We start from the raw sequence: 23,206 nt of genomic DNA on the forward strand, positions 1-23,206 counted from the left end.
TCGCCTTAAAAAGTATCCAATATCAGGATATTATCTTAAACCACGGTCGACTGCAGCTGTAAATAATACGTCAGTCGAAGAGTTTAAAGCTGTTTCAGTTGAATCTTGAAGTACGCTAATAACCATACCAATGGCAACAACTTGCATCGCGATATCACTTGAAATACCAAACAGGCCACAAGCCACTGGAATAAGCAGCAATGAACCACCAGCAACACCTGAAGCACCACATGCAGAAACGGTAGCAACGACTGATAAAATCAACATTGTGCTGAAATCAACAGAAATGCCCAAAGTATGAACTGCTGCTAGTGTGAGGACTGTAATTGTGACCGATGCACCTGCCATATTGACAGTTGCACCTAAAGGAATCGCTACGCTTGCAGTTGACTCTGGTACACCAAGACGCTTTGCAAGGTCTAAGTTAACTGGAATGTTTGCAGCGGAACTACGTGTAAAGAATGCAGTGATACCACTTTCACGTAGACATTGGAAAACCAATGGGAACGGGTTTGAGCGAGTCATAAATGCCACCATTAGTGGGTTAATGACCAAAGCTACAAAGAACATGGTACCGAGTAATACCGCAAGTAAGTGCGCATAACTAACAAGCGTTTTTAGACCTGAGTCGGCAAATGTAACAGCAACCAAACCAAAGATACCGACAGGTGCAAAGTTAATCACTAAACGGATTACTTTATTCACCGCATCAGCAGCATCGGATAAGAAAACTTTAGTGGTATCTGATGCATGGCGAAATGCAATACCCAAGGCAACAGCCCAAGCTAAAATTCCAATGAAATTTGCTTCTGAAATGGCTGTAACAGGGTTTGCGACAAAACTTAATAATAAGTTTTTCAATATTTCAGCAAGACTGCCTGGCGGAACAAGATTTTCTGCAGCAACATCCAAAATTAATGTAATTGGGAATAAAAGGCTTGCTACTACTGAACTTAAAGCAGCAAGGAACATACCAATAGCGTACATCAACATAATCGGTTTAATGTAAGAATTACTGCTGCCCACTTTGAAATTTGCAATGGATGACAGTACAAGTACAAAGACCAGTATCGGTGCTACGGATTTCAATGCCTTAATGAATAAATCACCAAGCAAACTTAAATAGGGTGCAACGCCCGGAGCGACGACAGCAACCAATACACCTAAAATAATGGCGATAATAATTCGGGTTACTAAACTCAAGCGTGTAAATGCTGAAAACATAGGAGAGCCTTGTCAGAATTACAATGACAAAATGATGAAAATTAGCCCTGTATTTTATACGAAAATGTGGAATGCTTAAAAAATAATTTAATTTAAAAATAAAACTTTGTTTTTTATAATCTATTTTTGTGTATTAAAATGTAAACCCTTCAAAACTCACTGTTTATCAAATTCGCATTGATTAAACAGTGAGCTAATAGGCCTTTAAATTTGGTACTCAGAACTGGCTGTCGCAAGCTCTGTAACGGCTTGATAGTGGGTGAGAAAAATTTGACCACTCAAATGCGTGAGTAGTTTTGAGTGCTGCAATTTGTCCATGACAGGGCCTTTGACCTCGGAAAAATGCAGTCGAATATCTAATTTTGATAATTCAGCATTTAAATCTTCCAACATTTCTAAGGCACTGAGGTCAATTGAACTGACGCTTGAGCAGTTGATAACAACATGCTCTAGATCAATATTTTCACTGACTTCATTGATCAGGAAACCTTTAAGCGTATTGGCATTTAAAAACGAGATATTTTCATCTATACGGAGCGAGAGAATATGTGGTGCGGTATAGACATGATGGCGCTGTACATTGCGGAAGTGCTGTGTGCCTTCGACTAAACCGATCACCGCAATATGTGGACGACTGATGCGCCATAACAACAGAATAAAGGTAGAAATGATGCCAATAATGAGACCTGTAGAAATATCGATACACACCACACCGAAAAAGGTCACCCACATCGCTATACCATCAGCTTTTGAATAACGCCATGTATCCACAAAAGGTTTAAAGTCGACTAATTTCCAAATGGAAACAATAATTGTGGCCGCCAAGATCACTAAGGGCAAGTCTTGGAAAAAACCAGTGAAGTAGAGACTGACAACGATAATCAGCAATGACGACAACACACCTGCCATCGGGGTTTTTGCACCTGCATCTGCATTAACCACTGTACGAGATAAGCTACCCGTCACTGGAAAGGCAGAGCTAACCCCAGCGCTTAGATTGGCTAAACCTAAAGCGATCAACTCTTGATTACTATTGAGTTGGCTTCGTTGTTGTAAGGCAGTAGCTTGGGCAATAGACAGTGACTCAACAAAACTGATCATGGCAATCATTGTTGCACCGGGCAGTAAGGTTTGTACCAGTTCCCAGTTCCAATGTGGAAAGCTTAAGGGTGGAAAACCTGAAGGAATTTCACCGACGGTTTTAATGCCGACATTTTGCAGGTCAAATAACATCACCGATGCAATTGAGATCACCACTAGTATCAATGGAAGTGCTTTACTTAGAAAGGCGGTAGAGCCGAATCGAGATTGGATCGATTGAGTGGCCAATATTTTTGGTACATAGATTAAAAACAGTATGGCCAGCACACCAAAGATGAGTGAAGCAAAGTGAGTTAAACTCAGGTATTCCCACAGACTTAAAACAAACTCAGGGATGTTGTTGGCTTTTAGCGGGACATCGACGAGAAACTTAAACTGACCCAGTGCAATGAGCAGTGCAGAAGCAATAATGAAGCTTTTAATGACAGGATGACTGATCAACTGAATTAAAAAACCGAAACGTAGTACACCTAGCAGCAGAGAAATCAGCCCGACCATTAAGGCCAAAAGTGTAGCGGCTTCAATATAAACAGGTGAACCAACTTCAAATAGCGGATTGAGCGTGGCGAAGGTCATCATCGAAATGATTGCCACAGGGCCTATAGATAAGGTTGAACTTCCACCAATGAGGGCGTAGACAATCATAGGTAAAATACTGGCATATAAACCCATGATTGGGGGTAAACCTGCCAGCATGGAATACGCCATACCTTGAGGGACTAACATGGCAATAACGATCAGCGAAGCAAGTACATCAGATTTAAATTTCACAGTGCTGTAGTGCTGTAACCACTGCCAAGCAGGAAATTTCTGTAAGAAATGAGGTTTTAAATCTGACATAAACTTATCTAAATCACAATTTCATATATATTATGCATAAAAAATGCTAAGAAGTCTTGTGCAATAAATTTTGACCGTACAATATTGCAGGAAATTTAAGGGGATATTTAAGAAGCCATCATTTTAAATGAATTAATGAAAAGGATAAGCTGTTTTAAAGCTTAGGATATTCGAAATAATTATTGATATTTAAAAGAAGTCTGGAGGGTAAATTAAGGTATTGAATTGCTGTCCATTGCGATAATTCATCTATAGTGGTGCAAGAACAGCATGTCTGGCTTGAAATTTTAAAATAACTGAGTGTTATTTATAAGATTGGTTGCAATACAATTGGTAAAGAGTATTGAGAACTTGAACTAAATTTGCATCTTTAATTGAATAATAAATTTGCTTTCCATCACGACGCGTGGTCACAACATCACTTTTGCGTAACATCATCAGTTGTTGTGAGAGGGTTGGCTGTTTAATATCAGTGATTTCTTCAATCTGAGACACATTCAATTCTTGCTGTGCTAGATGACATAAAATTAGTAGACGATCCGTATTTGCCAGCGACTTTAAAACGCCCACGACTAATTCGGCAGAATCACGCATAGTAGTGATTTCCAGATCGGTATTCATTGGATATGTCCATACGATTAACAACAGCTCAAGTATACGGATATCGCGGCTTAATACATTGAATAAATAAGACAATTTCTATGGTTTTTTATGAAATCAAATATCATTAATTTTTATAAGTTTAAATTTAGTTAATCAGTTAAATTTATTGCTTGATTTTAGTGCAAGCTTTCACAAAATGCACATAAATATAAGACATTAGCTTAAAAAATCATGCACACTTTGAAAATAATTGTATCATCTAAAGATCGTATTCAATAAATACACAAGGGATAAATAGTCATGACAACAGATTCAGCTTTTCCAGCAACGAGTAATTTAGGTATCGCAGTATATAGTAATAACGCTGAAGCGATTGGTAATACACCTTTAGTTCGTATTAATCGTGCGATTCAGTCAGATGCAACGGTCTTGGCTAAAGTTGAAAGCCGTAACCCAGCATTTTCAGTGAAATGTCGTGTAGGTGCAGCTCTCATTGCAGATGCAGAAGAAAAAGGTTTATTAAAACCGGGTATGCATATTGTAGAACCTACAAGTGGTAATACAGGGATTGCTTTGGCATTTGTTGCAGCAGCGAAAGGTTATGCAATTACATTAACCATGCCAGCAAGTATGAGTATCGAACGCCGTAAGGTGTTGAAGTCTTTTGGTGCAAATCTCGTATTGACTGAACCTGCTAAAGGCATGAAAGGTGCGGTCGAAGAAGCACAGCGCCTCGTTGCTGAACATCCTGAAACGTATTATTTACCACAACAGTTTGAAAACCCTGCAAACCCTAAAATTCATGAATTGACCACAGGCCCAGAAATTTGGGAAGCAACTGGTGGTAAAGTGGATATTTTAGTATCGGGTGTAGGTACAGGTGGTACGATTTCAGGCATTTCAAGCTATTTTGAAAAAGTGAAACATCAGCCGCTTTATTCTGTTGCGGTAGAACCGGCTGAATCTCCGATTATTGCCCAAGCGAAAAAAGGCGAAACACTGACTCCTGGGCCGCATAAAATTCAGGGGATTGGAGCTAACTTTATTCCGGGTAACTTAGATCTAGACCTTGTTGATGAAGTGATCGGTATTGAAAGTGCTGAAGCAATTGAGTGGGCGCGTAAAACGGCTACTCATGACGGTATTTTAGTGGGTATCTCTAGTGGCGCGGCAATGGCAGCTGCGGCAAAACTTGCTGCACGTCCTGAGAATGCAGGCAAAACCATTGTGGTCATTTTACCGGATGGTGGTGAACGTTACCTTTCTTCAGTTTTATTTGAAGATATTAGTGCTGACTAATAATTCTGACATGAAAAAAAGCCCGTTCAATTGAATGGGCTTTTTTATTGATGATTTCGTTATTTATAAGTATCTTAAGCCGGGTCTTGATCATCGTTTTTGGGATTTTGTTGTTTTATTTTTCGTTTAGGCGGTTCATATCCTAACTTTCGAGCGATGTATTTAAACAGGAAGCCTAAGAGTATGCATATCGTGACAACAGGGATAACCACTTGAGTGAGCCAAACATCAATATGATCTAGACTCCAACTTAAAATTAAAAATAAAAAAGCACACAAATATGCGCAGTTAAAGCAAATGTTCGACAGTTTGTACATGCGAAAGAGAGTAATTCGTTTGGTGGTCACGAATCTTTATCTTACTGAATAATGAGGAAATGTGTAGTTTTAATATCAGAAAAATAAACTAATTGAATAATCATTATTCAATATTATTGATTATGTTTTTAAATCTTCGCAATTTTATACCTTAAAGAAAAGCCTTGCTGTGAGTCAGAAAAACTTGACCTTCCCATTGTGGTAAAGTTTAAGCTATAGCCTAAAACAAGCACATATAATTGGGGTGTTGCCATGACAGATTCGACAGAACACAAACTTTTTGATGGCACACTTGCTATTGAAGGGATGACCTGTGCTTCTTGTGTGGCACGGGTGGAAAAAGCCTTAAAAAAAGTCGATGGCATCACTGATGCTCAAGTGAATTTAGCCACTGAAACAGCACATGTTCAGAGTGATAAAAATGTGGATTATCCGGCGGTAATTCAGGCCGTTGAAAAGGCAGGTTTTGGCGTTGCACAAAAGCAGCTTGAACTTGAAATTGAAGGGATGACTTGCGCATCGTGTGTTGCACGTGTTGAAAAAGCCTTAAAGATAGTTCCAGAAGTCATCGATGCAAAAGTGAATTTGGCAACTGAAAAAGCCACGATCACGGCATTGGCACCTGTTGAAAATTCTGCATTGGCGAAGTCTGTAGAAAAAGCAGGTTTTCATATTGCACAGCCCAATATTGAATTAAATATTGATGGAATGACCTGTGCTTCATGTGTAGCACGGGTTGAAAAAGCCTTAAACGCTGTAGAGGGTGTCAATAAAGCAACGGTAAATTTAGCCAGTGAAAAAGCCTTTGTTCAGGCGCCAGTTTCAAAAACACAAGAATTGATCGCGGCAGTTAAAAAAGCGGGATACAGTGCGACCGTTGCTACACAACTACAACCGACAATGGCAGAAAAAAAAGCCGATGAAGCTCGGTTACTCAAACGTGATTTAATCATCGCATTGGTACTTGCTGTTCCTGTTTTTATTTTGGAGATGGGATCACACATGATTCCAGCTTTTCATCATTTTATTGCGCATAATTTAGGGACACAAAATAGTTGGTATATTCAGTTTATATTAACCACTTTGGTCTTAATCCTACCCGGAAGACGTTTTTATCAGCACGGCATACCTGCACTTGCGCGACTTGCCCCGGATATGAATTCTTTAGTCGCAGTCGGGACTTTATCTGCTTATAGTTTTTCTTGCGTTGCCACGTTTGCTCCGCAATTATTACCACAAGGTACCGTTCATGTGTACTTTGAAGCAGCTGCAGTGATTGTGGCGTTGATTCTGTTGGGTCGTTTTATGGAGGCGAAAGCCAAAGGTAAAACATCGCAAGCCATTCAATACTTAGTCGGTATGCAACCCAAAACTGCACGTGTAGAGCAATCTGGTAGCTATATAGATTTACCGATTAGCGATGTTGAAACAGGTATGTTGATTGAAATACGGCCTGGTGAACGTTGCCCAGTCGATGGTGCTGTAGTGTCTGGGAACAGTTATATTGATGAATCCATGATCAGTGGCGAGCCAATTCCTGTCGAGAAAAAAGCCGGTGATCAAGTTGTCGGTGGAACCATTAACCAAAATGGGGCATTGAAAATACAAGCCACTGCGGTGGGTCAAGATTCTGTTTTGGCACAAATTATCCATATGGTCGAACAGGCTCAGGGTTCAAAATTACCGATTCAAGCTTTGGTGGATAAAGTCACTTTATGGTTTGTACCAGTGGTGATGGCGTTGGCCTTGATCACCTTTTTAGTTTGGTATGTTGTAGGACCTGAACCGAGTTTAACCTATGCTTTAGTCAATGCTGTAGCAGTACTGATCATCGCATGCCCATGTGCAATGGGTTTGGCAACACCAACGTCTATTATGGTCGGTACAGGGCGAGGTGCAGAGCTTGGAGTATTGTTCCGTAAAGGTGAAGCCTTACAACAACTCAAAAATACTCAAGTGGTTGCAGTCGATAAAACAGGGACTTTGACGGAAGGTAAACCGAAACTGACTGATTTTGAAGTCACTGAAGCTTTTGATAAAGATCGCGTATTTCAGTTATTGGCCTCTGTAGAGCAGAAATCTGAACATCCGATTGCCTATGCCATTGTACAAGCTGCGAAAGAGATGCAAGTGCAACTTTTAGAGGTTGACCAGTTTGATTCTGTGACTGGTGCTGGGATTCAGGCGGTTGTTGAAGGACAAAGCATTTATATTGGTGCAGATCATTTGATGCATAAACTTGGTTTAGAAACACAAATCTTTTCAGCACTGGCAGAACGCATGGGCAATGAAGGGAAAACCCCGCTATATGTATCGATCGATCAACAGCTTGCTGCCATTGTTGCTGTTGCCGACCCGATCAAAGCCACAACCTTCGCAGCCATTCAAGCTTTGCATGATTTAGGACTGAAAGTGGCCATGATTACAGGTGACAACCGACACACTGCCACTGCGATAGCACGACAGTTGAAAATTGATCATGTGATTGCTGAAGTGATGCCAGATCAAAAAGTGCAATTTGTACAAAAATTGCAAAAAGAACATGGTGTTGTATGTTTTGTGGGCGATGGTATTAATGATGCGCCTGCACTTGCGCAAGCAGATGTGGGCATGGCGATTGGTACAGGGACAGATGTGGCGATAGAGGCTGCGGACGTGGTGCTCATGTCGGGTAATTTACAAATGGTACCGACAGCAATCGCACTGAGCACAGCGACGATGAATAATATTCGCCAAAACCTATTTTGGGCATTTATTTACAATGCAGCATTGATTCCTGTCGCTGCAGGTGTGTTATATCCATTCTTTGGCATACTGCTTTCACCTATGTTCGCAGCAGGTGCAATGGCACTTTCATCGGTGTTTGTTGTGTCGAATGCCTTGCGTTTAAAAGCATTTAAAGGGCCAGTTTTTCAGGAGTCTTGAGATGAATATTGGACAAGCAGCGAAAGCATCGGGCATTTCTGCAAAAATGATCCGCTATTATGAATCGATTGGGCTGTTAAATAATGCGCAGCGCACTGATGCAGGCTATCGAATTTACTCGGAAGCCGATATTAAAACCTTGAGTTTCTTAAGACATGCGCGTGATTTAGGTTTTTCTTCTGAACAAATGAAAGATTTACTTGGGCTTTGGAAAAATCAAAGTCGGCAAAGTGTAGAAGTTAAAGCATTGGCGTTAAAACACATCCAGACCTTAAATCAAAAAATCGCAGACTTACAGGCCATGGTTGAGATCTTGCAACAGTCCGTCGATGGCTGTGCCGGTAATGATCAAGCCGATTGTACGATTTTAAATCAAATCGAAACGGGCATGGCTGAGTGCTGCCATACAGCAAAGATTTAAACCCGCTTGACCTTACAATCGTGGCAAGGTTTATAGTGTTGTTATTAGAAAAGAAGGATGAACAGCATGAAATTTCGTATTGATAATATGACATGTGGTGGTTGCGCACGTAGCGTGACAGCAACGATTAAAGACTTAGATGAAAATGCAACGGTCACTATTGATGTAGCCACTAAATTAGTTGAGGTTGAATCCAGTGCTAGTGTAGAGCAATTGATTAGCGCTTTAACCGAAGATGGTTTCCCACCTGTGATTGCATAACTTAGATATTGTGCAATATATAAAAAAGCCGAAAAGTTGTTCGGCTTTTTTATTTCTCAATCAATTTTATACGGCTGAAATTTTATCTGGCGTCATCAGCGCCTGATTAATATATAGCTTGATTAAACGTTCACGTGAACCGATTGATTTTTGATAATGCGTCGAATTAAGGAGTAGGGATGCACCATAAGTGACCGTCCAAATATAGGATAAATAATCACGTATCGACATTGCGCTTTCAAGTGATTTTAAATAATCACTGGTCATGTCCTTAATTTCAATAATACGTTCTTCACGGACACGATAGAGCTCTTCAAATAACTCTTTTAATTTACGTTCATTATTGGTTAGACGTTCTTCAATGACATGTAATAATATAGTTCGATTAGAATTCAACATATTATAAAGCATATATTGTGAAACATAAGTTTTAATATCATGATTATATTTTTTTGAAATTTCTAATAATCGTTTTTCATTTAAGATAATCAGTTCTAAATATAATTGGTTTTTACTTTTAAAATGTTTATAAATCGTGCCTTTGGCAATATCTAGTTCACAAGCTAACTCACTTAAGGTGATGTCTTGATTATTATCTAATAGCAGGGTTTCTGCCATGGCTAAAATTTTTTCCTTGCGAAGGATAAAATTTTGTTGGCGTACTGAACTCATGATACCTGTTCCATAAACAGCTTGAGGGTGAACAAGCCTAGCTTAAGCTAAATCTTGTGAATCTTACATTCCACTATGGTCTCAAATATTACATAAATTGGTTTAAAAATAAAGACATTAGTAGAGTGCGTAAAGCATATAGAATTCATAGCATAAAATTAATGTCAATAAAACTGAACCCTTGAGGTCATTTTTTTGAAATAAAATTCCATTTTTATTTTTTTTAATTTATTGTCTTTTCGCTTTTACAACAAAAGCAGCATTTAACAAAACGGTCTTGGTTGTTATGTTATTAATACAACCTAAATTAAACATGATTATGGGTACTATTATGTTTGGTTTTAATCAATTACCAATTATAAATTTAGTCAACTCAATAAATTTATTTAAGTGTAATAAAATAATGCTGCTCAAAATATCAGGTGGTTATTTTTCACTTGTCGGTAAAAACACATTATCTATATTCTTTTTAGATATCTATCTGAAAAAACAGATCTTTAAAAAAATCCACACAAAATTGATTTGATGATTTTGTGCGGGAGCGTGCAACTTTAAAAAAGTACTTTGTCAAAGACGCTGACAAAGCCTGTAGAAAAGGAAAGTACAATGCCAATATACAATGCGCCGTTAAAGGACATGGACTTCATCTTAAATGATGTATTCAATGCAGATGAGTTCTGGCAGTCAAATGAAAACTTAGCTCATATTGATATGGCGACTGCAAATGCTATTTTAGAAGAAATGGCTAAGTTTTCTAAAAACGTTATTCTAGACTTGAACCGTACAGCCGATGAAGAAGGTGGTGCGCAGTTTAGTAATGGTGTTGTTACTACGCCTACAGGGTTTAAAGACGCTTTTAAACAATTCGCCGAAGGTGGTTGGGTTGGTTTAGGCGCTTCTGAAGAATGGGGCGGCCAAAACATGCCGAAAATGTTGACGGTACTTGCTGACGAAATGATTTGGAGTACCAATCCATCATTTATGTTGTATCCACTACTGACTGTGGGTGCAGGTATGGCGATTAATGACCGTGCTTCGCAAGAGCAAAAAGAAACCTATCTTCCAAAATTTTATACGGGTGAATGGTCAGGCACTATGTGTTTAACTGAACCACATTCAGGGACTGATTTGGGGATCATTAAAACCAAAGCAGAGCCGAATGAAGATGGTTCATTTAATATTACAGGCACGAAAATTTTCATCACCAGTGGTGAACATGATCTGTGTGAAAACATCATCCATCTTGTGTTAGCAAAAACGCCAAATGCACCTGCGGGTTCACGTGGTATTTCATTGTTTATCGTTCCAAAATTCCATGTCAATGCCGATGGCTCAGTCGGTGAACGTAATGCTGTTTCAGCGGGTTCAATTGAACACAAGATGGGTATTAAAGGTTCTGCAACGTGTGTTATGAACTTTGATGGTGCCAAAGGTTATATCGTTGGTAAAGAAAACGAAGGTCTTGCGGCGATGTTTGTCATGATGAACTATGAACGTTTATCGATGGGTATCCAAGGGATTGGCGCCGCAGAATTTGCTTACCAAAATGCTGCACAGTATGCGACTGATCGTCTACAAGGTCGTTCTGCGACAGGTGTGAAATCTCCTGAAAAACCAGCAGACTCTATTTTAGTACATGGTGATGTACGTCGTATGTTGTTGAATGTACGTGCCAACAACGAAGCATCTCGTGCATTTGCTGTGTATGTTGGCCAGCAACTGGATATTACAAAATATTCAACTGACGAAGCTGCTGTGAAAAAAGCCAATGACCGCGTGGCTTTATTGACACCTATTGCAAAAGCCTACCTAACAGATACAGCCCTACAAGCTACTTTAGAAGCGCAAATGTGCTTTGGTGGTCATGGCTATATCCGTGAATGGGGTATGGAGCAATGCATTCGTGACTTACGTATTTCACAGATTTACGAAGGCACAAATGGCGTACAAGCGATTGATTTAATTGGACGCAAAACCACGAAATGTAATGGTGCATTTATTGCCGAATACATTGCTGAAATTCGTGACTTTGCTGCAACCATGGCTGATTCAAAAGTTAAATCTGCAGCATTGCAAGTTTCTGACGAAGTTGAAGCATTAACGCAATTCATTATTGAACAATCTAAAACTACACCAGACTTTAGCAGTTCGGTTGCAGTCGATTATCTGCATGCAGTTGGTTTACTCAGCTTTGTTTATATGTTTGCACGTATTAGCAAAGCTGCGGCTGCAAAACCAGAGAGCTTCTTCCAAAACAAACTGGTACTCGCAGATTTCTATGTTGAGAAAGTTCTACCTGACCTTGCTGCCCGTGCTCAACGCATTAAAGCAGGTTCTGAACTTATCATGCAGCTATCTGAAGAATACTTCACCGCTCAATCTTAAGGTTTCATCGAAACCACTGTGAAAAACATTAAGATGGAAAATCTGAGGAACCAGTCATGGTTCCTTGGGGTTAAAAGATTTAAAACAGGATGAAATAAGAAATGATTGTAATTGTAGATGGCGTACGTACAGCGATGGGTGGTTTTCAGGGTTCACTTTCATCTTGTACAGCCCCAGACTTAGGTGCTGCAGCGATTCAGGCTGTTGTTGCACGTGCAGGTTTAGAACCTACAGATATTGACGAAGTTATTTTTGGCTGTGTATTACCGGCTGGTCTTAAACAAGGTCCTGCACGCCAAGCGATGCGTCAAGCAGGTTTGCCAGATACAACGGGTGCCACCACGATTAATAAAATTTGTGGTTCAGGCATGAAGGCAGTGATGCAAGCAGCTGATGCGATTAAAGCCGGTTCTGCTAATATTGTGGTTGCTGGTGGTATGGAGTCGATGTCAAATGCGCCATATTTACTTGAAAAAGCGCGTTCAGGCTATCGTATGGGGCATGGTAAAACTACAGACCACATGTTTCAAGAAGGCTTAGAAGATGCTGAGACAGGTTTATCGATGGGTATTCTGGCACAAGATATGGCAGATAAAAAAGGCTATACCCGTGAACAGCAAGATGCTTTTGCCATCAACTCACTCAATAAAGCCGTTGCAGCGATTCAAGGCGGTTTCTTCAAAAATGAAATCGTGCCAGTTACTGTTAAAAGCCGTAAAGGTGACGTCGTTGTTGACACAGATGAACAGCCATTAAGTGCTAAGCCTGAAAAAATCCCAACACTGCGTCCTGCATTCAAAAAAGACGGCACGATCACAGCTGCCAATGCCAGCTCAATTTCTGACGGTGCATCAGCTTTGGTGGTTACATCAGAAGAAACGGCTCAAGCGCGTGGTTTAACGCCACTGGCGAAAGTCGTTGCTTATGCTACAAATTCACAGCATCCGTCAGAGTTCACGATTGCTCCAGTCGGTGCTATTGAGAAAGTACTTGCACAAGCCGGTTGGGATGCACAAGAGGTTGATCTATGGGAAGTCAATGAAGCATTTGCCATGGTTACAATGCTGGCAATTGATGGATTTAACTTAGATGAAGCAAAAGTGAACATTCATGGTGGTGCTTGCTCACTTGGTCACCCACTAGGTTCATCAGGTTCACGTATTATTGTGACGCTGATTCATGCCTTAAAACGCACTGGCGGTAAGAAAGGTGTCGCAGCACTGTGTATTGGTGGCGGTGAAGCAACTGCAATTGCGGTTGAACTGATTTAATTTGCCTCAATTTATATAAGTAAGCTTTTAGATAAGTACGTTTTTAGATAAGCAATAACAAACGCTATCTCAGTTCGCTGGGATGGCGAAAAAAGATGTTTATTTTGAGATATTTATTTTTTGAGATTTAATTATGAATGGTTTAGATCGCATTCGCTTACTCTCCCTTCGCGACAAAGTAATGTCTGCTGAAAAAGCGATTGAGTTAATTCAAGATGGTTCAGTGGTTGGTTTAAGTGGTTTTGGTGGTGCAGGTGAGGCAAAGACGGTTCCATTGGCACTTGCAGATCATGCAGTTTCACATCCTCTTCGTATCACGTTGGCAACGGGTGCTAGTTTAGGAAATAGTATCGATGGTCGCCTCAATGCGGCGCATGCGATAGAACGTCGTTATCCGTATCAGGCAGATCCTGGTTTACGTAAAGCCATTAACGCTGGCGAGGTCATGTATATTGACCAACACTTGTCTGAAATGGCCGATAATATTCGTCATCATAATTTACCGCGCATTAATGTGGCCGTTATTGCAGCGACTGCAATTACAGAAGATGGTCAAGTTATTCCGACAGGTTCATGTGGTAACTCAGCCAATTTCATTGAAATGGCAGATCATGTGATTATTGAAATTGATAATACGATTAACCCAGTGCTAGAAGGTGTACATGATATTTATGTGCCGAAAGTGCGACCAAACCGTGGGCCAATTCCACTGACTCAGGTCGGTGAACGTATCGGTACGATTGGGATCAATGTCAGCCCCGATAAGATTTCAGCTATTGTGTTGAATGATCTGCCAGATACCCAGTTTAAAATGGATGAACCTGATGCTGAAACCCTAGCGATTGCTCAGCATCTGATTGATTTCTTTGAAGGTGAAGTCGCAGCAGGGCGTTTGCCTGAAAATTTAGGCCCGCTACAGTCAGGTGTGGGTTCGATTGCCAACGCTGTATTTGCCGGTTTTGAGCATTCGAATTTTCATGATTTGGAAATGTATTCAGAAGTACTACAAGACTGTACTTTCCAGCTAATTGATTCTGGAAAAATGAAATTTGCCTCAGGTTGTTCAATGACGTTATCTGAGCCTTGTGCACAGCACGTGATGAACAATTTTGATCAGTACAAAGACAAAATTGTGTTACGTCCACAAGAGCTATCCAATAACCCTGAAATCATTCGACGTTTAGGCATTATTGCGATTAATACGGCGCTTGAGTTTGACATTTACGGAAACGTAAATTCGACCCATGTGACGGGTACGAAAATGATGAACGGTATTGGCGGTTCAGGAGACTTTACTCGTCATGCGCACATTGCCATTTTCGTAACCAAGTCGATTGCAAAAGGTGGTGCGATTTCATCTGTGGTGCCAATGGTGAGTCATACCGACCATACTGACCACGACGTTGACATCGTGGTTACAGAGCAGGGCTTGGCAGATTTACGTGGTCTTTCACCACGTGAGCGTGCACGTAAAGTCATTGAAATCTGTGCACATCCAGATTATCGCGCAGCATTGTTGAGCTACTTTGAACGCGCATGTGAGCTTGGTGGTCAAACGCCGCATATTTTAAAAGAGGCTTTGTCTTGGCATGCCACTTTTGAAGAAACCGGTTCAATGCGTCAAATCGTATAAATCTAAAGATTGAAAATTTTTAAATAAGCCCACGATCAAGTGGGCTTATTTATTATGAAAGACTACAAATGTTTCAAAACATGACAAAAGAAAAACAGCAGGACTTGGTTTGCAACTTTTGCACAACATGAACGGTCTTAAGTTCTCTTCAAGGCTTTCTATAATGCAAAATTCATTGACAAAGAAGGTCAGTATTTTGAAAAAGATTCAATTTTTTTCTGCGATGTTGTTCGCAGTTCTCCTCACTGCATGTAAACAAAGTCCAGCGCCTGATTATGCTGGAACATGGCAAAATACCGCAGTAGATCCGCAACTTGAAAATGCGTTGATTATTAGTAAAAATGGTGAAAACTATTTCATTACCAATACTTTAAAAGATAAACAAAGTGGTAAATCTGAAAAGAAAAATCCTGTACCTGCGTCTGTCGCTGAATCTGGTTTACTGGCTGTAAACTCTGGGACAGGTGCTGTTGAATTTGCGATTGACGAAAAAACTGGAAATTTAGTTGGGTCTGGATCCATTTATAAAAAAGTAAAATAGATCAATTATCTATAGATGCAAAAATATCAAAAGCAGCCTCTAAGTTGGGCTGCTTTTTAACTTTTAAGCGAACGCTTATTTACTTTAACTTAGTTCAGAACCGAAGAGAAATCATGGATAAAATAATCCGCTTTATTTTTGATTTGCTCAATTTCGTGCTCTGAATATGCATCATACACGGCAACCACTTCAATGCCTGCTGCATTTGCAGCTTCTACACCAATGAGTGAATCTTCAAAAATTAAACATTCTTCAGGTCGAACTGCAAAATGTTCAATCGCCTGTAAATAGACTTCAGGATGCGGCTTAATATTTTTGACACTTTCACGGGTCAGGATCAGATCAAAGCTATTTTCAAAATGCAGCATTGGATAGATGTTAATATTTTTTTGATATCGATAAATATTTTGCAAGCTGGTCGTGGTGGTAATTGCCACCTGAATGCCTTGCTGAATGAGCTGTTGAACAAATAACGCTGCATGTGGTTTAAGCAAGATGATATGTTCTAAAAAATGCTGTGAAATGGCATATCGTTGCTGTTTGATTTGATCTGCTGTGTGTTGTTCAATCTTATAAGTATCTTTTAGATAGTTACAATACATTAAGTAAGGGTCTGGTGTGTTTTTAAATAATTGCAGCTGAATGTCACGTTCACGTTGAATTAAACCCAGTTGGATGGTTTGTCCAGTTAACTGTTGAATCAAATCTGCGTCGACCTGATTCCACACGCCAACAGAGTCGATAAGTGTGCCATCTAAATCAAAACAAACCAGTTTTTTTCCTTGAAGCATGTTGATATCCAAATTCGTGCTGGGTCTATTATGCGGACTGATTGGAGTGTTGAAAAGCCAAATGCAACTGAGCAGGCTAAACTGGCGTTTCATCTGCAATAAAAGTAATATTTCGTTATTGGCTTTTTGTATAATTCAGCAGATGATGCACAGCATAACTTGCAATATTTAATTAGGGACTAAATTTTTCGTGTTTGAATTGGACTGTAAACTTCTTAGCATTTTTTTTCATGTTTATAAGTACAAAAATGTATCGCAAGCTGCTGAACACTTGCAAATGAGCCAGCCTACAGTCAGTAATATTTTAAATAAAATACGACAGCATTATAACGATCCCTTATTTTTACGTATCGGCAATGAAATGGTGCCTACGGAGTTATCGCGTCAATTATTTCCTTTAGTCAGCGAAGCCTTGAGTAAAGTCGAAGCCATTAATAATTTTACGATTAATTTTGATCAAGCCATTTCAGATCAACAATTTACTCTAGCCATGACCGATGTTTCTCATTTGGTTTTATTGCCTAAAATCAGCCAATATCTAAAAAAACACGCGCCACAAATACGTCTAAATGTACGACCGATTACCACTGAAACCAGTTATCAAATGGCGAATGGTGAAATTGATTTGGCACTGGGTTTTTTACCGCATTTGGAAAGCGGCTTTTATCAGCAAAAACTGTTTGAGCAATATTATGTGGTGATTGCAGCTAAAGATCATCCACGATTAAAGGGTGACACCATTACAACTGAGCAATATTTATCAGAGTCGCACATTGATATTGATGCAGGGATGGGGCACTACCATATTGAAAATGAGCTGCTTAACCTTGATTTAAAACGTGATATTTTGATGCGTTTACCTAGTTATTTAGGTGTAGGCTTAGTCGTGCAAGACACTGATGCGATTGCTACTGTGCCGTATTACTTGAGTGAAGTATTGCTTTCGCGCGGCAACTTAAAAATATTTGACGCACCGATTGCATTTCCAACCTATGGCGTGAAGCAATATTGGCATATGTCTTGCCATCATAAAACCAGCCATCAATGGCTACGTCATATGTTCCATGAGATATTGGTAAAATAATTTTTATGCATTACATAAAGCCCAAAAATGATTTTGGGCTTTTTTTTTTGCAATTTTTGCAGCAATTTTGTGCATGGGCTGCACCCGATTTGGTCATGCTATAGCTCAATACTATAAAAAAGTCTAATAAATAGCAGTATTACGTTTATATAAATTGGTAATACTAAATTGGCACAGCCTTTGCATTTCTACATACATCATAAAGTGATCTAGGGTTCCGATACATCTTCATGTATGACCGCGACCGAGAGTTCACGGCTTCGTTTTAATTCAAAGCAAAGCTGCACGGAGGGATAAAAGCCCGGGAGGTAAACAGTTAAGAATTAGGCAGAGGCTGCAATGAGCACAATACATTATCATGACGATAAAGCACTATGGACTGAACTTTTACCGGGTGGACACCACTGGTCAGCGCGTATTCAGCGTGGGGTAGTATTACAGCTTAAATCGCTAGGGCAAAATGCCAATGTGGCACTGTACTGTGTAAATAGTGAAGATAAGCTTGAACGCTACAACATGCCAGATAGTCTTAAAGGGCAGCACACGGCATATTTAAGTACGGGTCATATTTTGGCATCGGATTTAGGCCGTGCCATGATCTCGATTGTGAAAGATGATCATGCTTGGAATGATGCTTTTTGTGCACCAAGTACCGCACAACAAATCGAACAACAATTTGGTTCAAAAACTTTCCAAGATGCCCGTAATGATATGTACCGTAATGGCAAAGATAGCTTATTGCTTGAAATGACCAAGTTTGGCTTATCTGCAACTGACCTCAGCAGTACCTTAAATTTATTCTCTAAAGTTCAACCTGATGACAATGGCAACTTAAGTTATGTTGCATCGGACAATACAAATCAAGTCATTGAACTGCGCTTTGAAATGGATTGTTTGGTCTTTTTATCTAGTGCACCACATGGATTATCTCAAGCAGAAGAATATAACCCTGCTGATGTACAACTAAGTTTATTTAAGGCGTTGCCTTTGGCAGACACCGATGTTTGCCGTGATTCTTGCCCGCAAAATCAACGTGCTTTTCAAAATAATAAACGCTATTACGCTTTAACGGCTTGAGGGGAATGATCATGACTGCATTAGTAAATCCAACACAAAATTTTGAAAAATCAGTGTTAAGCGAAGTATGTCCTGCCGGCGAAGCTTGGATGTGCGAAGTCAAAAAAGGGCAATATTTCCGTATCGTTGACCTCGAAGGCAATCAAGCGGTGGATACGCTATTTATCTCTAGCCAAAACCCTGAAGAGCGTTATAGCGCGACGGATACTTTAGCGATTAACCAACAGATTTATTTAGAAAAAGGCACGGCGCTATACACTAACTTTGGCAAAAAAATTGCTACCATCCATGACGATAATTGTGGCCGTCATGACACCTTAGGCGGTGCATGTTCATGTGAAAGCAACACTGTTCGCTATGCACATGACAAATTTCCAATGCACAGTTGCCGTAATAATTTCATGATTGCGTTGTCACAACATCCGATTGCAAAAAAACATGGCTTAAACGTGCGCCATATCGGCCCAAATATTAACTTCTTTATGAATGTGCCTGTGACCGCTGAGGGACATTTGAAATTTGATGACGGTATTTCTGCACCGGGAAAATATGTAGAGATTAAAGCCGAAATGGATTTGGTCGTATTGATCTCAAACTGCCCACAACTGAATAACCCATGTAATGCCTATAACCCAACAAAAATTCAATTGATCATTCGTGAAGGCGAGGAGTAATACCATGTTCAATAAAGTCCTCATTGCCAACCGTGGTGCAATCGCTTGCCGTGTGATCCGTACACTGAAAAAATTAGGCATTCAGTCCGTTGCAGTGTATTCAGAAGCAGATCGTGATTCTTTGCATGTGACCTTAGCTGATGAAGCGGTATTTATTGGTGATAGTCCTGCCAGCCAAAGCTATTTAAATGTCGATAAAATTTTAGAAGTTGCAAAGCAAACAGGTGCAGAAGCGATTCATCCCGGCTATGGCTTCTTGTCTGAAAATGCAGAATTTTGTGATCTGTGTGAAGCGCAAGGCATTGTATTTTTAGGGCCAAATTCGGCACAAATGAAATCATTTGGCTTAAAACATATTGCACGTGAACTTGCAATTCAAGCCAATGTACCACTTCTTCCGGGCAGTCAGCTTTTGGCAGATGAAGCCGAAGCCTTAACGGAAGCTAAACGTATTGGTTATCCTGTGATGCTGAAAAGTACCGCAGGCGGTGGCGGTATTGGTATGCGTTTGGTGTGGAATGAAGAAGAGTTGAAAGATGCTTATTCTACGGTTTCATATCTTGCCCAAGCCAACTTTAAAGATGCGGGTTTGTACCTTGAGAAATTTGTACAAAATGCACGTCATATCGAAGTGCAAATTTTTGGTGATGGCAAAGGCTTAGTCTTGGCACTTGGCGAGCGCGATTGTTCGGTACAGCGCCGTAATCAAAAAGTTGTGGAAGAAACCCCAGCACCACATATCAATGATGAGCAACGTGCTTATATTCAATCGATTGCGATTGGGCTGATGCAGTCGGTAAATTACCGTTCGGCAGGTACAGTTGAGTTTGTGATGGATACCGACACACAGGAATTCTATTTCTTAGAAGTGAATACCCGTCTGCAAGTTGAACATGGCGTGACAGAGCAAGTGTTTGGTGTCGATCTTGTGGAATGGATGGTGACTTTAGGCAGTGGTGATTGGATTACACCAACAGAACAACTTGAATCGAAAGGTCATTCGATTCAAGTGCGTTTATATGCCGAAGACCCAATCAAAAACTTCCAACCTAGTGCAGGGCTTTTAACGCACGTTGAATTTGATGCCAATGCGCGTAATGAAACGTGGGTGGAAACGGGTTCAAATGTATCGTCATTCTATGACCCGATGATTGCCAAAATCATTGTCACGGCAGATGACCGCGATTCAGCAATTCAAGCCATGACCGAAACACTTGCCAAAACATCGGTTGCAGGCATCGAAACCAATCTTGAATATCTACAAAATATTATCGACTGCGATGTATTTAAAGCCGGTACGCAAACCACACGTTTCTTAAATACATTCGAGTGGAAAACTCAAAAAATTGAAGTGTTGCAATCAGGCATTCAAACTTCTGTGCAAGATGTGACAGGTCGTTTGGGGTACTGGGATGTCGGTGTGCCACCATCAGGTGCCATTGATCCACTATCACTGAATGTCGCAAACCAGTTACTTGGTAATGCCTATAACACTGCAGGCTTAGAATGTACGCTACAAGGTCCGACTTTAAAATTCCATTGTGACAGCCAAATCGTGCTTGCCGGGGGCGATATGCCATCAACACTAGATGGCGCTCAAGTTCCGATGTGGCAGAACGTGAATGTGCGTAAAGGTCAGGTGCTCAAATGTGGCAAAATTGCGACAGGTTGCCGTACCTATATTGGTATTAAAGGCGGTTTAAATGTACCTGAATATCTCGGCTCACAAGCAACCTTCACCTTGGGTCAGTTTGGTGGTCATGCAGGGCGTAACTTACTGATTGGTGATATGTTACCAATCACGGGATTTAGCTCTGATGAAGTGAAAACGCTTGCCCCTGAACAAGTGCCAACGTTTAGCCATGAATGGGAAATTGCGGTGATGTACGGCCCGCATGGTGCACCAGACTTCTTTACTAAAAAAGACATTGATACCTTCTTTGCCAATACTTTTGAGATTCACTTTAACTCAAGCCGTACAGGTATTCGTTTGATTGGTCCAAAACCTGAATGGGCACGTGAGGATGGCGGTGAAGCCGGTTTGCATCCATCAAATATTCATGACAATGCATACGCGATTGGTGCGATTGATTTCACGGGCGATATGCCGATTATTCTCGGTCCAGATGGTCCAAGTTTAGGAGGCTTTGTTTGTCCTGCAGTGGTGATTAATTCTGAACTTTGGAAACTCGGTCAATTGAAAGCAGGAGACAAAGTCAGATTTATACCTGTGAGTTATCATCAAGCGAAACTTTTAAATGAAAAATATCATGCACAATTAGAAGCAAATGATACGCAGGTTGTGGCATTTGATGAGTCATTTTATCCTGAACTTTTCACCTTAAAAAATGCGGTGTTTGATACTTTAAAAGGTCAGAATGGCTTGCCGGATGTGGTGTATCGTCCTGCGGGCAACAACTACATGTTGGTGGAATATGGTGAATTGGTTTTAGATTTAAACTTACGTTTCCGTATTCATGCACTCATGCAATGGGTTCAAAAGCAAAATATCACAGGGATTATTGACCTGACACCGGGGATTCGTTCGCTACAAATCCATTTTGATTCGATCAAGCTTGATCAAATTGATTTACTGCGTTTATTACAAGTCGCTGAAGCTGAACTGCCTGATGTGACCCAAATGCAAGTACCGTCACGGACTGTGTATTTACCACTTGCTTGGGAGGATTCACAAACCCAGCTAGCAACAGAGCGCTATATGCAAACCGTACGTCCAGATGCGCCATGGTGTCCTGACAATATTGAGTTTATCCGTCGTATTAATGGTTTAAAAGACAAACAAGCGGTCAAAGATGTGGTTTATGACGCGAGTTATTTGGTCATGGGTTTGGGCGATGTGTATTTAGGTGCACCTGTGGCAACACCACTTGATCCTCGCCAGCGTTTAGTGACAACGAAATACAACCCTGCACGGACATGGACGCCTGAAAATGCTGTCGGTATTGGCGGTGCGTATATGTGCGTGTACGGTATGGAAGGTCCGGGTGGCTATCAGTTCGTCGGTCGTACTACGCAAATGTGGTCTCGTTACCGTAAAAACCCTGACTTTGAGCAAGGTATGCCGTGGTTATTACGCTTCTTTGACCAAATTAAGTTTTATGAAGTCTCTGAGTCCGAGCTTATGCAAATGCGTGAGGACTTTAAAGCAGGACGTTTAAAATTACGTGTGGAAGAAGGTGTTTTAAACCTAAAAGAATACAATAACTTCTTGACTGAAAATGCAGAATCAATCTCAGCATTTAAATCCGTCCAACAAGCCAATTTTGATGAAGAACGTCGTCGTTGGCATGAAGCTGGGCTTGCAGAGTATGTTTCTGAAAGCTTAGATGCTGTAACTGATGATAGTGATGTTCAAATTCCAGAAGGTGGTTGTGCTGTGGAATCACACATGTCGGGAAGTATTTGGAAAATTGAATGCAAGTCAGGTGATATTGTTGAAGAAGGTGCAACGCTTGCGGTGATTGAAGCGATGAAGATTGAGATTCCAATTATTGCGCCTGAGCGGATGAAGGTTTCTGAAATTACCATTGAAAAAGGGCAAACAGTGAAAACAGGGCAAGTTTTGTTTACGTTGTCGCCTGTGGCATAAAAAATCCTCACTAACCCTCCTTTAAAAAAGGAGGCAATTTTAAGACCGTCCGTGAGGGCGGTTTTTTATTTGCAGTGTTTACTCGATTAAATTATGATATAGCTTATAGTCTATATTTTGGTTGTGCTATGTGGACAGTATTGACCACAGATGTATTTAATGAATGGCTTGCTCAGCAAGACGATTCGACACAAGAAAAGGTCTTGGCAGCTTTAGTTGTGTTGCAATCACAAGGACCAAGCTTAGGTCGACCTTTGGTGGACACTGTATATGATTCTAAATATCCCAATATGAAAGAACTTCGTGTGCAACACCGTGGCAAACCAATTCGAGCTTTCTTTGCTTTTGATCCATTAAGACAAGCGATTGTGTTATGCATTGGTGATAAAAGCGGTAAAAAGCGTTTTTATACAGAAATGCTGGCAATTGCAGATGAGCAATACACTTTGCATTTAAAGAGTTTAGGAGATTCCTAAC

18 protein-coding genes and 1 riboswitch are annotated in these 23,206 nt (G+C 40.4%); of the genes, 13 read left to right on the top strand and 5 right to left on the bottom strand.

Going from position 1 to position 23,206, the window contains the following annotated elements:
* Positions 1-30: 30 nt before the first annotated feature.
* The 3 genes from sstT to FTU06_RS01685 all read right to left on the bottom strand — a co-directional run bounded on the left by sstT (position 31) and on the right by FTU06_RS01685 (position 3,786).
* The gene (gene sstT, locus FTU06_RS01675) at positions 31-1,224 is read right to left on the bottom strand and encodes a serine/threonine transporter SstT (protein ID WP_180144509.1); all 1,194 of its coding nucleotides are present in this window, start codon (positions 1,222-1,224) and stop codon (positions 31-33) included.
* A gap of 204 nt (positions 1,225-1,428) precedes the next feature.
* Positions 1,429-3,165: a SulP family inorganic anion transporter gene (locus FTU06_RS01680; RefSeq protein ID WP_180144511.1), complete on the bottom strand. Its 1,737-nt coding sequence runs from the start codon at positions 3,163-3,165 to the stop codon at positions 1,429-1,431.
* A 303-nt stretch (positions 3,166-3,468) separates the two neighbouring features.
* Positions 3,469-3,786, bottom strand: a complete 318-nt coding sequence (locus FTU06_RS01685; RefSeq protein ID WP_078193801.1) for a helix-turn-helix transcriptional regulator — start codon at positions 3,784-3,786, stop codon at positions 3,469-3,471.
* Between the two features lie 282 nt (positions 3,787-4,068).
* Here FTU06_RS01685 and cysK point away from each other — a divergent pair, with 282 nt between their 5' ends.
* The 4 genes from cysK to FTU06_RS01705 all read left to right on the top strand — a co-directional run bounded on the left by cysK (position 4,069) and on the right by FTU06_RS01705 (position 8,991).
* The gene (gene cysK, locus FTU06_RS01690; protein WP_180102056.1) at positions 4,069-5,067 is read left to right on the top strand and encodes a cysteine synthase A; all 999 of its coding nucleotides are present in this window, start codon (positions 4,069-4,071) and stop codon (positions 5,065-5,067) included.
* A gap of 569 nt (positions 5,068-5,636) precedes the next feature.
* Positions 5,637-8,309, top strand: coding sequence for a heavy metal translocating P-type ATPase (locus tag FTU06_RS01695; RefSeq protein WP_180144514.1), 2,673 nt, complete (start codon positions 5,637-5,639; stop codon positions 8,307-8,309).
* A gap of 1 nt (position 8,310) precedes the next feature.
* Positions 8,311-8,730: a Cu(I)-responsive transcriptional regulator gene (cueR, locus tag FTU06_RS01700; RefSeq protein WP_180003682.1), complete on the top strand. Its 420-nt coding sequence runs from the start codon at positions 8,311-8,313 to the stop codon at positions 8,728-8,730.
* A 66-nt stretch (positions 8,731-8,796) separates the two neighbouring features.
* Entirely contained in the window at positions 8,797-8,991 is a 195-nt protein-coding gene (locus tag FTU06_RS01705; RefSeq protein WP_180144516.1) for a heavy-metal-associated domain-containing protein, read from the top strand.
* Positions 8,992-9,057: 66 nt separating this feature from the next.
* On the opposite strand, the gene FTU06_RS01710 is transcribed toward FTU06_RS01705, so the two are convergent.
* Entirely contained in the window at positions 9,058-9,663 is a 606-nt protein-coding gene (locus tag FTU06_RS01710) for a TetR/AcrR family transcriptional regulator (RefSeq protein ID WP_078190941.1), read from the bottom strand.
* 606 nt (positions 9,664-10,269) lie between these two features.
* Here FTU06_RS01710 and FTU06_RS01715 point away from each other — a divergent pair.
* From FTU06_RS01715 to FTU06_RS01730, 4 genes are all read left to right on the top strand, one after another.
* The gene (locus tag FTU06_RS01715; RefSeq protein WP_180011711.1) at positions 10,270-12,048 is read left to right on the top strand and encodes an acyl-CoA dehydrogenase C-terminal domain-containing protein; all 1,779 of its coding nucleotides are present in this window, start codon (positions 10,270-10,272) and stop codon (positions 12,046-12,048) included.
* Between the two features lie 101 nt (positions 12,049-12,149).
* Complete coding sequence (locus FTU06_RS01720; RefSeq protein WP_078193795.1) at positions 12,150-13,319, top strand: thiolase family protein; 1,170 nt, start codon at positions 12,150-12,152, stop codon at positions 13,317-13,319.
* A 133-nt stretch (positions 13,320-13,452) separates the two neighbouring features.
* A complete protein-coding gene (locus tag FTU06_RS01725) occupies positions 13,453-14,952 on the top strand; it encodes a succinate CoA transferase (RefSeq protein ID WP_180144519.1) in 1,500 nt (499 codons plus the stop codon).
* A gap of 223 nt (positions 14,953-15,175) precedes the next feature.
* Positions 15,176-15,493 carry a hypothetical protein gene (locus FTU06_RS01730; protein WP_111884393.1) on the top strand — a complete coding sequence of 106 codons (318 nt, stop codon included), beginning with the start codon at positions 15,176-15,178 and terminating at the stop codon, positions 15,491-15,493.
* Positions 15,494-15,582: 89 nt separating this feature from the next.
* On the opposite strand, the gene FTU06_RS01735 is transcribed toward FTU06_RS01730, so the two are convergent.
* Positions 15,583-16,284 (bottom strand): HAD family phosphatase, encoded by a 702-nt coding sequence (locus FTU06_RS01735; RefSeq protein WP_180041495.1) that lies wholly within the window; start codon positions 16,282-16,284, stop codon positions 15,583-15,585.
* 190 nt (positions 16,285-16,474) lie between these two features.
* Between FTU06_RS01735 and FTU06_RS01740 the strand changes: the two genes are divergently transcribed.
* From FTU06_RS01740 to FTU06_RS01760, 5 genes are all read left to right on the top strand, one after another.
* Positions 16,475-17,368: a LysR substrate-binding domain-containing protein gene (locus FTU06_RS01740; protein ID WP_168377518.1), complete on the top strand. Its 894-nt coding sequence runs from the start codon at positions 16,475-16,477 to the stop codon at positions 17,366-17,368.
* Between the two features lie 198 nt (positions 17,369-17,566).
* Positions 17,567-17,678, top strand: a riboswitch (guanidine-I (ykkC/yxkD leader).
* A 29-nt stretch (positions 17,679-17,707) separates the two neighbouring features.
* Positions 17,708-18,445, top strand: coding sequence for an urea amidolyase associated protein UAAP1 (locus FTU06_RS01745; protein ID WP_180144521.1), 738 nt, complete (start codon positions 17,708-17,710; stop codon positions 18,443-18,445).
* Between the two features lie 11 nt (positions 18,446-18,456).
* Positions 18,457-19,119 (top strand): urea amidolyase associated protein UAAP2, encoded by a 663-nt coding sequence (locus FTU06_RS01750; protein ID WP_180106789.1) that lies wholly within the window; start codon positions 18,457-18,459, stop codon positions 19,117-19,119.
* 4 nt (positions 19,120-19,123) lie between these two features.
* On the top strand, positions 19,124-22,729 hold the full coding sequence (gene uca, locus FTU06_RS01755) for an urea carboxylase (RefSeq protein ID WP_180144523.1): 3,606 nt from the start codon (positions 19,124-19,126) through the stop codon (positions 22,727-22,729).
* Positions 22,730-22,857: 128 nt separating this feature from the next.
* Positions 22,858-23,205: a type II toxin-antitoxin system RelE/ParE family toxin gene (locus FTU06_RS01760; protein ID WP_180144525.1), complete on the top strand. Its 348-nt coding sequence runs from the start codon at positions 22,858-22,860 to the stop codon at positions 23,203-23,205.
* The last annotated feature ends 1 nt before the right edge of the window (position 23,206 follow it).

This window comes from Acinetobacter sp. YH12052, from assembly GCF_013419835.1.
Classification (GTDB): Bacteria; Pseudomonadota; Gammaproteobacteria; order Pseudomonadales; family Moraxellaceae; genus Acinetobacter; species Acinetobacter amyesii.

Coding starts and splice junctions, on each gene's coding strand:
- FTU06_RS01730 (WP_111884393.1), top strand. CDS start 15,176: ATGTTGTTCGCAGTTCTCCTCACTGCATGTAAACAAAGTCCAGCGCCT.
- FTU06_RS01680 (WP_180144511.1), bottom strand. CDS start 3,165: ATGTCAGATTTAAAACCTCATTTCTTACAGAAATTTCCTGCTTGGCAG.
- FTU06_RS01705 (WP_180144516.1), top strand. CDS start 8,797: ATGAAATTTCGTATTGATAATATGACATGTGGTGGTTGCGCACGTAGC.
- FTU06_RS01750 (WP_180106789.1), top strand. CDS start 18,457: ATGACTGCATTAGTAAATCCAACACAAAATTTTGAAAAATCAGTGTTA.
- FTU06_RS01685 (WP_078193801.1), bottom strand. CDS start 3,786: ATGAATACCGATCTGGAAATCACTACTATGCGTGATTCTGCCGAATTA.
- FTU06_RS01735 (WP_180041495.1), bottom strand. CDS start 16,284: ATGCTTCAAGGAAAAAAACTGGTTTGTTTTGATTTAGATGGCACACTT.
- FTU06_RS01745 (WP_180144521.1), top strand. CDS start 17,708: ATGAGCACAATACATTATCATGACGATAAAGCACTATGGACTGAACTT.
- cysK (WP_180102056.1), top strand. CDS start 4,069: ATGACAACAGATTCAGCTTTTCCAGCAACGAGTAATTTAGGTATCGCA.
- FTU06_RS01760 (WP_180144525.1), top strand. CDS start 22,858: ATGTGGACAGTATTGACCACAGATGTATTTAATGAATGGCTTGCTCAG.
- FTU06_RS01725 (WP_180144519.1), top strand. CDS start 13,453: ATGAATGGTTTAGATCGCATTCGCTTACTCTCCCTTCGCGACAAAGTA.
- FTU06_RS01720 (WP_078193795.1), top strand. CDS start 12,150: ATGATTGTAATTGTAGATGGCGTACGTACAGCGATGGGTGGTTTTCAG.
- FTU06_RS01695 (WP_180144514.1), top strand. CDS start 5,637: ATGACAGATTCGACAGAACACAAACTTTTTGATGGCACACTTGCTATT.
- uca (WP_180144523.1), top strand. CDS start 19,124: ATGTTCAATAAAGTCCTCATTGCCAACCGTGGTGCAATCGCTTGCCGT.
- cueR (WP_180003682.1), top strand. CDS start 8,311: ATGAATATTGGACAAGCAGCGAAAGCATCGGGCATTTCTGCAAAAATG.
- FTU06_RS01715 (WP_180011711.1), top strand. CDS start 10,270: ATGCCAATATACAATGCGCCGTTAAAGGACATGGACTTCATCTTAAAT.
- FTU06_RS01710 (WP_078190941.1), bottom strand. CDS start 9,663: ATGAGTTCAGTACGCCAACAAAATTTTATCCTTCGCAAGGAAAAAATT.
- sstT (WP_180144509.1), bottom strand. CDS start 1,224: ATGTTTTCAGCATTTACACGCTTGAGTTTAGTAACCCGAATTATTATC.